This window comes from Kitasatospora sp. NPDC054939 (genome assembly GCF_053610105.1).
Window position 1 is genome coordinate 1 of the sequence record NZ_JBSGXP010000226.1, and the last position, 8,730, is coordinate 8,730.

General features: G+C 74.0%; 7 protein-coding genes. 3 read left to right on the forward strand and 4 right to left on the reverse strand.

Annotation, left to right across the window (positions count from 1 at the left end):
* Positions 1-574 precede the first annotated feature (574 nt).
* The gene (locus ACWGB8_RS36685) at positions 575-1,135 is read right to left on the reverse strand and encodes a hypothetical protein (RefSeq protein ID WP_452217995.1); all 561 of its coding nucleotides are present in this window, start codon (positions 1,133-1,135) and stop codon (positions 575-577) included.
* A gap of 236 nt (positions 1,136-1,371) precedes the next feature.
* Between ACWGB8_RS36685 and ACWGB8_RS36690 the strand changes: the two genes are divergently transcribed.
* The gene (locus ACWGB8_RS36690) at positions 1,372-4,344 is read left to right on the forward strand and encodes a LuxR C-terminal-related transcriptional regulator (RefSeq protein ID WP_452217996.1); all 2,973 of its coding nucleotides are present in this window, start codon (positions 1,372-1,374) and stop codon (positions 4,342-4,344) included.
* Positions 4,345-4,647: 303 nt separating this feature from the next.
* Positions 4,648-5,394 carry a class I SAM-dependent methyltransferase gene (locus tag ACWGB8_RS36695; protein WP_452217997.1) on the forward strand — a complete coding sequence of 249 codons (747 nt, stop codon included), beginning with the start codon at positions 4,648-4,650 and terminating at the stop codon, positions 5,392-5,394.
* A 14-nt stretch (positions 5,395-5,408) separates the two neighbouring features.
* Here ACWGB8_RS36695 and ACWGB8_RS36700 read toward each other — a convergent pair whose 3' ends face one another.
* Positions 5,409-6,671 (reverse strand): MFS transporter, encoded by a 1,263-nt coding sequence (locus ACWGB8_RS36700; protein WP_452217998.1) that lies wholly within the window; start codon positions 6,669-6,671, stop codon positions 5,409-5,411.
* An 80-nt stretch (positions 6,672-6,751) separates the two neighbouring features.
* A complete protein-coding gene (locus ACWGB8_RS36705; protein WP_452217999.1) occupies positions 6,752-7,372 on the reverse strand; it encodes an ArsR/SmtB family transcription factor in 621 nt (206 codons plus the stop codon).
* A gap of 143 nt (positions 7,373-7,515) precedes the next feature.
* Between ACWGB8_RS36705 and ACWGB8_RS36710 the strand changes: the two genes are divergently transcribed.
* Positions 7,516-7,797: a DUF6158 family protein gene (locus ACWGB8_RS36710; protein WP_452218000.1), complete on the forward strand. Its 282-nt coding sequence runs from the start codon at positions 7,516-7,518 to the stop codon at positions 7,795-7,797.
* A gap of 13 nt (positions 7,798-7,810) precedes the next feature.
* Here ACWGB8_RS36710 and ACWGB8_RS36715 read toward each other — a convergent pair.
* On the reverse strand, positions 7,811-8,730 hold a 920-nt coding region (locus ACWGB8_RS36715), incomplete at its 5' end, for an RNA-guided endonuclease InsQ/TnpB family protein (protein WP_452218001.1).

The window sequence follows — 8,730 nt, forward strand, 5'->3', positions numbered from 1 at the left end:
GTTCGGGCCGGCGCGGCGGCGATGCTCCTCGGTGCGCGGCACCGGAGGGCGATGCCGCGCCGCCGGATCACTCCGCGTTGATGATGATGACGCTGAGCTCCATGGTGTCCCCCCTCTCCGGGTGTCGCGCACTCCGGCCGAGCGGCTCGGGGCGCTTGGGGCGACCTACCTGACGTCACATCAATTCCGTTAACAGGAAACGATGTTCAGGGGATCGGAGATCACTTGTTGATGACGATGACGCCGAGCTCCATGACCGTACCTCCCTTCGCACTGCGAGGAGTGCCCGGCCGCCGCGGCACACCGCGGACGGCCGGGAGCACGGGCCGGGACGGGCTCACACCCGCCGCGACTCAGCTCAGTTCTCGTTGATGATGATCACGCCGACGGTCATGGGATTCCTCCTCCCCGGGGTTCCGCCGCCCGGCGGCCGGTGGGCCGGTCCGGGGGGCTGTGGACACCGAGGAGTCTGTCCGACCCCGGTCACGCGCGGCATCCGCAGAACTACGCAACTGCGGATCCGGGCGCTGCGGATGCACGGTCCGCAGAAGTACGCAGCGACCGGGCGACCCCGCTACGTAGTCGGCTGCGCGGCGCCGGCCGCCGGGTCCTTCTTGGGCCAGATCAGGTACGAGAGCGCGATGATCCCGTGCAGCGCGGTGACCTGCGCGGCGCTGAACTCCCAGCCGCGCAGCGCCGCGGCGCCCGCGCCGGGGCCGACGTACCAGGCGGCGATCTCCAGCAGCACGACGGCGACCGCGGCGGCGAGCAGCGTGCGCAGCCAGGTCCGGCCCTCGTGGCGGGCGCGGGGCCGGCCGTAGCGCGGCGGCTTGACCGGGGGCGGGCCGCCGCCGAGCCGGTGGGCGGCGTGGCCGTCCAGCCAGGTGATGGTGCGGTGCCCGTACCCGACGGTGAAGCCGATGTAGAGCGCGGCGAGGCCGTGCTCCCAGCTCGGTTCGGCGCCGTTCCTGAGGTCGACGGTGGTGGCCACCAGCAGGACGACCTCCAGGAGCGGTTCGCAGAGCAGCAGCACGGTGCTGGCGCGCCGCCGCTTGAGGACGTAGCGGGTGACGAGCCCGGCGGCCAGGAGGACCCAGAAGGAGACCTCGCAGGCGATGATCAGAGCGACGATCACGTCTCAACTCCCTTCGGCCGCGCGGCCGGAAGCCGTTGCGGCCGTCGCTGACCTTTCATCAAAGCACCACAATTATCGAACACTTCCATAAGTTCTCGCACATCTGGCAGTACAGTTCACTCATTGCTCTCCGCTCTCCGGAAACACCAGACGTCAACAAGCGGGACGCGTCCTGCCACGGGAGTGAAACCCACCGGCTGGCATGGACGCGTCATATGCGTCAAGGAGGGGTGTTCATGCTCTCTGCGGAATCACAGGAGACCGAAGACCTGTTGGTCGGAAGGGACGCCGAGACCGCCCGACTCGCGGCGGTGGTAGCGGCATTGGAATCCAGACGGCGCACCGTCGTGGAAATTGCCGGGGACCCCGGTATTGGCAAGACCCGTCTGCTCGGAATACTGTCGGCGCTCGCCCGACAACGCGGCGCCGACCTCGCGCACGCCCATGCCGTACGCGGCAACACCGCGCCCTACCAAGTGTTTCGTGAAGCCTTCAGCGACGAGCACGGTCCGCTCCCGGACTCCCTCGACGAGGACGGCCTCTTCACCGCGATCCGCGCCCGGCTGTCCGGCTGGGCGGCGGGCGAGGGCGGCGGCGTCCTGTTGCTCGACGACGTCCACCTCTGCGACGAGGCCTCCTACCGGCTACTGGCCCGCCTGATCAGGACTCCGCTGCCCGGCCCCGTCGTCCTCGCCCTCGCGCACAGCCCGCGGCGGACCGGATCGACCCTGCTCGAAGCACTCGACCAGGGCGCCCGGACCGGGGCCGTGGTCCGGATCGAACCGAAACCGCTGTCCACCGAGGCGGTCGCCGCCCTGCTGGATCGCTGGCATGGCCCCGAGCACAGCCGCCCCGGCCCCCGACCCGGCCTCCCCGGGGAACCCGGCACCGGCGCAGGCCCGCGGGCCGAACCCCTGCTCGACCCCGCCTCGCACGCCTACGCCGAGGAGTTACGAGCCGCCTCCGCCGGCAACCCCCGCCACATGCGCATCCTGACGGCCGCGGGCTGGCAGCCCCACCTGTGGCCCGACCGTCCCGGCACCGACCCCGGCGGCCTGCTCCGCGAGGCCGTCCCCCTGGCCGCCGAACTGGACGCGCTCACCCCCGACGCCGGCCGGGCGGTCGGGGCGATCGCCGCCCTCGGCGACACCTTCCGGCCCGACGATGCCGCCGAGGTCTCCGGACTGCGGCTCGACCAGTTCCTCGACGTCCTCGCCGACCTGCTCCGGGCCGACGCGGTACGCCCGGCCGGCTCCGGCGGACGGTTCGCCTTCCGGCACCCGCTGCTGCGACACGTCGCCCAGGAACGCGCCCACGTCGCAGTGTTGTTGACGGCCCGCCAGCGCGCCCTCGACCTGCTGCGCCGCCGCGGCGCCTCCGCCGTCGAACTCGCCCGGCACGCCGAACACCTGGTCGGCACCGACCCCACCGCGGCCGAACTGCTGGCCCGCGGCGCCGCCGAGGTCCTGCCGGACGCCCCCTCCACCGCGGTCCGCTGGCTGCGGCTCGCCCTCGACGCGCTGCCGAGCGGCGACCGCCCCACCCCGGAGCGGGCCGACCTGATGCTGGAGTACTGCCGAGCCCTGATCGCCGCCGGCCGGTTCAAGGAGGCCAGGGCCGCGGCCCACGAGGTACTGCGCGACGACAGCTGCCTCACCGCCGACCTGCGCCTCAAGGCCTGCACCACCCGGGTCGCCGCCGAACGCCAGCTCGGCCGCTTCGACGAGGCCGAAGCCGTCGCCCGGGCGGCCCTGACCGCACTACCCCGCCCGCTGCCCGCCGCCCCGGTCGGCCTGGTCTTCGAGTACGGGCTGCTGAACCTGATGCGCGGCACCTACCACCAGGCCCGCGACCTGGTGCGGGAGGCCGTCCGGGCCTCCCCGCTGCCCGCCACGGCCGGGGGCGCCGGGGACGCCGAACTTGAGGCCGCCACCTCGGTCCGGGTGCTCGCCGCCTTCGGCGACAGCTACCTCGGCGACACCGGCGCCGCGCTCCCCGCGCTCACCGAGTGCGTCCGCCTGGTCGACCGCCTGCCGGACTCCTCGGTGGCCCGCACCCCGGAACTGCCCACCATGCTCGGCTGGACCGAGCTGTTCCTGGAGCGCTTCCCCGCCGCCTCCCGGCACCTGCGCCGCTCGCTCGCCCTCGCCCAGGGCGGCGGCCCGCAGCAGATGGTCCCGCACACCCTGCTCGCCCTCTCCTGGATCGACCAGGAGGCCGGCCGGCTGCACCAGTCCGAACGCTGGGCGGTGGAGGCCGAACGCGCCGTCCGGGCCACCGGCGCCCGCGACTGGATCAGCATCTGCTCGGCCGCCCGGGTCGGTGCGCTGATCTGGTCCAGGAGCCGCAGTGAGGGCGCCGACATCGTCGCCCTCGCCGAGGAGAGCGTGCGCACCATCCGCCCCGACAGCAGTTGGTGGGCCGGATCAGCCGCCCTGCAGCTCGCCCAGGCCCGCCTGCTCCACGGCGACGCCCCCGGCTGCGTCGACACCCTGCTGGAGGCGGGCGGCGGGGAGGACCTCCCGCACTTCCAACCCGGCTTCCGCCCCATGCTGCTGGGCATGCTCGCCACGGCGGCCCTGCGCAGCGGGGATCCGGACGCCGCCCGGCGCTGGGCCGAGGAGGCCGACGCGACCGCGGACCGGATGGGCCTGCCGACCCAACGGGCCCACGCCGACCGCGCCCTGGCCGTCCTGCACGCGGCCGAGGAGCAGCACGACATCGCCGCCAAGCTCTACGACCAGGCCGCCCGCGGCTTCCGGCTCGCCGGGCGGCCCGTCCAACAGGCGCAGACCCTCCTGATGGGCGCGCCCTCGGCGGAGGCAACCCTCGACCGGGCAGCGGCCGAGGGCTGGCTGGAGTCCGCCGAGCGCCTGGGCCGCCTGCACGACGCGGTCCGCATCCAGGAGGAGGCGGCCGAGGTCCGCCGCACCCTGACCACCGCCCGCTGCGCACGGGACGGCGGCCGGTCGGTGGTCGCGCTGCGGCCGGACATCCACACCGTCACGGCCCAACTCACCACCCGGGAGCGCCAGATCGCCGAGCTCGCCTCGGCCGGCCTGCGCAGCCGGGCGATCGCCGACGAGCTGTTCCTCAGCACCCGCACCGTCGACACCCACCTCGCCCGGGTCTACCGCAAGCTCAACGTGCCCTCGCGCACCGCCCTCACCCGCCTCCTCCTGGGGGTGACCGACGCCGAGTCCGCCTGACCCTCCCCCGCACTCCCCCGTCCGCCCCGGGCCCCACCCCGGGGCGCCCACGCGCCCGGGCCCGTCCCGCACGGACAGTCGCCCGGCGCCGCAGCGGAAAGTCCCCCCGGCGCCGTCCGGAACGGGCCCGTGACGGCCGTGCGCGGGGCCGTCGGCGGACGTTCGGCCGAATCTTGAGGGATGGGCCCCGCCGGGCCGTCGCTGCGCTCGCCGAGCAGGCCGCACGGGCGTCAGGACACCGGCCCTGACCTGGGCTTCTGACCGGATTCCCGGTAGTCTCGGAGGCCACGGAGAGGGGGCCGGATGGACCGGGACGTACGGACCGTCGAGGATGTGCTGACACTGCTGGACCGGCTGTTCGCACCGGAGGCGGACCGCTGGACGGACGCCGGCGGGGGCGACTGGTGGGACGGCTTCTACGCCGACCGCGAGCGGGCGGTGCCGTTCTTCGTCGACCGGCCGGACGAGAACCTGGCCGACTGGCTGGACCGCGGGCTGATCCGGCCCGGCCGGGCCCTCGACCTGGGCTGCGGGCCGGGCCGCAACGCGGTGCACCTGGCGAGGCTCGGCTTCCGGGTGGACGCCGTGGACCTGTCCGCGACGGCCATCGCCTGGGGCCGGGAGCGGGCCGCGGCGGCCGGCGTCCGGGTGGACTTCCACCACGGCAACGCCTTCGAACTCGCCGGCACCGTACTCACCGGCGGCTACGACCTGGTCTACGACTCCGGCTGCTTCCACCATCTGCCCCCGCACCGTCGGGTGAGCCATCTCGCCTTGCTGGACGGATTGTTGGCGCCCGGCGGGCACTTCGGCCTGACCTGCTTCGCGGCCGGGTCGATGGGCTCCGAACTCGACGACGCGGACTTCTACCGGGACGCCCGGCTGCACGGCGGGCTCGCCTACACCCCCGACGCGCTGCGCCGGATCTTCGGCGGGCTGACCGAGGTCGAACTGCGCCGGATGCGCGACGAGCCCGCGGACTCCGCCCGCTTCGGCGAGGACTTCCTCTGGACCGCACTGTTCCGCCGCCCGGAATCCGCCCCCGCCTGACGCCCGGTGGCCGGTCAACCGACGTGCGGGGCGTGGCCGGTCGGGAGGTCGCGGGTGCGGTGCAGCGGTCCGGTCAGCAGGATGGCGCCCGTGCAGACCAGCAGGGCGGTCATCGTCCACAGGGTCGGCCGCAGCCCGATCGCCGCGCCCAGGAAGCCGCCGAGGAGGCCGCCGACGGGGATGGTCGCATGGTTGACGAACATCGAGGTGGCCACGATCCGGGTGAGCAGCCGGGGCGGCGCGTAGGACTGCCGGAAGCTGCCGAGCACGATGTTGCCGCACACCACGCCCCCGGTCACCACGACCGAGCCGAGCACGAAGAACCCGAGCCGCCACCCCGGTGCGGCCAACGGCAGCAGCAGGCCGAACGGGGTGGCGCCGAGCAGGACGACCAGGACGCCGCGGGCGGTGCCGAGCCGCCGGCAGACCGGCCGGACGGCCAGCGCCCCGAGGACGCCGCCGAACGCCCCGGCCGAGGCGAGCACGCCGACCGCACCCGGCGACAGCCCGACCTCGCGGACCAGGAAGAGCAGTTGCACGGACTGGTAGCCGGTGAGCACCAGGTTGGCGCAGGCCCCGAAGAGCGTCAGCGTGCGCAGGTACGGGTCGCGGGCGATGAAGGCGAGCCCCTCCCGGACCTGTGCGGCCAGCGGACCGGCGGGCGGCGGCCGCTCGGCGCCGGCGGGCCTGCGCCGGATCGCCAGCAGGGCGGCGGTGGCGACCAGGAAGGTGACGGCGTCGGCGAGCAGTCCGGCGACCGCGCCGAACGCCTGGGCCAGCAGCCCGCCCGTGCCCGGTCCGGCCACCCGGGCGGCCGCGGCGCTGCCCTGCAGCTTGGCGTTGGCCTCGATCAGTTCGTCGCGCCCGAACAGTTCCGGCAGGTACGCCTGGTAGGCGGCGCTGAAGAACACCGCGGCGGAGCCGGTCAGCAGGGCGACCGCCAGTAGGTGCGGCAGGGTGAGCGCGTCCAGGGCGGCGGCGACCGGCACGCTCACCAGCAGGGCTGCGGAGGCCAGGTTGCAGCCGGCCAGCACGGCCCGCCGCGGCAGCCGGTCGACCCAGACGCCGGCGGGCAGGCCGAGCAGCAGCCAGGGCAGCCAGACGGCGGCGGTGAGCACCCCGACGGCCTGCGGGCCTGCGCCGAGCTCGACGACGGCGACCAGGGGGAGGGCGACCGAGGTAATGCTGCTGCCGAGCGTGCTGATGCTCTCGCCGCCCCAGAACAGCCGGAAGTCGCGGTCCGCGAACAGGCCCCGGCGCGACCGGGGGCGCAGCACGTCCTCCGGCGCCTTCGGATGGCCCGCCTCCGACCGCTCCGTCTCCGACCGCTCCGTCCGTTCCGGTGCGGGCGGCGCCGTCACGGCTTGGCCGGGACGGCGTGGGCGAACGCGAACACGGTCTCGCGGGCCTGCCCGTCCGCGGGAACCGGCCGGTCCGACCACTTGTTCAGCACGGCGACCAGCTCCGCGCCCAACTCCCTGGCCTCGTCCGGCGTCAGGCGCAGCCAGGTGTCGGCGGCGACGGAGCAGCCGTCGCGCCACTCGGGGGCGTAGGTGTGCCGGGCGGCGTTCCAGGCGCGGACCAGCTCGGCCTGGCGCTCCAGGAGGAGCGAGCCGGCCGCGTCGGCGACCGCCTCGGTGACCGCGTCGCCCTCGAAGTCGGCGCGGGCCCAGCTGAGTTCGCTGTGGCCGAGGCGCCACCAGCGTTCGCGCCGGTCGCGGGCGAGTTCGGGGGCCTCCTCGACGAGTCCGCTCGCGGCCAGCACCTTGAGGTGGTGGCTGATGCTGCCGACGGCCTGCCCGGTGCGTTCGGCGACCAGGCCGACGGTGGCGGGGCCGTCGACCTTCAGCAGGTCCAGCATCCGGCGGCGCAGCGGGTGGGTGAGGGCGGCCAGGACCCGGGAGTCGTCGATCCGCCGTACGCCCCGGGGCGGCTGCGCGGGCGCGGTGCCGCTCGCGCCGGTCTCGTTGTCGCTCATGCGGTCAGAGTATCCACAAGAACTCTTGTGCAACAGCCCTTGTGCAAGATTCCTTGTGGACGGGTCCCGGTCGGTGGCGCGGCCCGCCCGCTGCGGCGAGCATGGGTGTGTACGGGTGGGTACGGCACGAGGAGGCAACGGACATGCGGCATCCCGACACTCCGCACAACAGGCCCGAGGGCATCTCCCCGCACGCCCTGAGCAACGACACGCTGCTGCACGAGCTGGAGCAGCTGCACCGCACCCGGCACGAGACCTTCCTCTACGGGTCCGAGGACGCGCTCCACCGCCACACGCTGCGGACCGGCCAGCTGGAGGAGGAGTACCTGCACCGCTTCCCCAACCGCCTGGTCACGGCCGCCCGGACGCGCGCCGGGGCCCGGGCGAGGGAGGCGGCGGCCCGGGTCGAGTCGCTGCCGGATTGACATCCTCCCCGGCCTAGAGGCCGGGGATTCCCGCCTGCTCCCACCGGATGGGTGGGGGCTTCGGGTGGGTTCCTGCTTCGCTGCGCTGTGCGGGCACGGATGCCCGTCTGACCTGCGCTCGACAGGCTGACACCGCCAGTCCGGCGGCCTTGGCGACGTTGAGCGCCGCGTTGATGTCCCGGTCGAGGACGGTCCCGCAGGCCCCGCAGGTCCATGTGCGCACGTGCAGGGGCTTGGGACCGTCCTTGACGCCGCACTGTGAGCACACCTGGGACGTCGGCTCGAAGCGGCCGATCCGGATGAGGGTGCGCCCGTACCGTGCGGCCTTGTACTCCAGCATGTCGACGAACTGCGACCAGCCGGCGTCGTGCACCGACTTGGCCATGCGCGTGCGCGCGAGTGCCTTCACCGCCAGGTCCTCAACGGCGATCGCTTGGTTGTCGCGGATCAGCCGGGTGGAGAGCTGGTGGTGGAACTCGCGCCGCGCATCCGCGACCTGCGCGTGTGCGCGGGCGACCCTGGTGCGGGCCTTGTCGCGGTTCTTCGATCCTTCGGCCTTGCGGGACAGGTTGCGCTGGGTTTTCTTGAGTTTCTTCTCGGCGCGGCGCAGGAAGCGGGGACTGTCGATCTTCGTGCCGTCGGCCAGGGTCGCGAAGTGCGTCAGCCCCAGGTCGATGCCCGTCGCCGTATCGGTGTCGGGCATGCGGGCCAGGTCCGCGGCGGGGTCGGTCTCGACGACGAACGAGGCGAAGTACCGGCCGGCGCAGTCCTTGACCACGGTCACCGTGGACGGGTCGCACGGCAGGGTGCGCGACCACTTCACCACCAGGTCGCCGACCTTCGGCAGGGACAGCTTCCCGCCCGGCGTGATCTTCCACCGGGCGTTCGCGGTGAACCGCAGCGCCTGCCGGGTGTCCTTGCGCGACTTGAAGC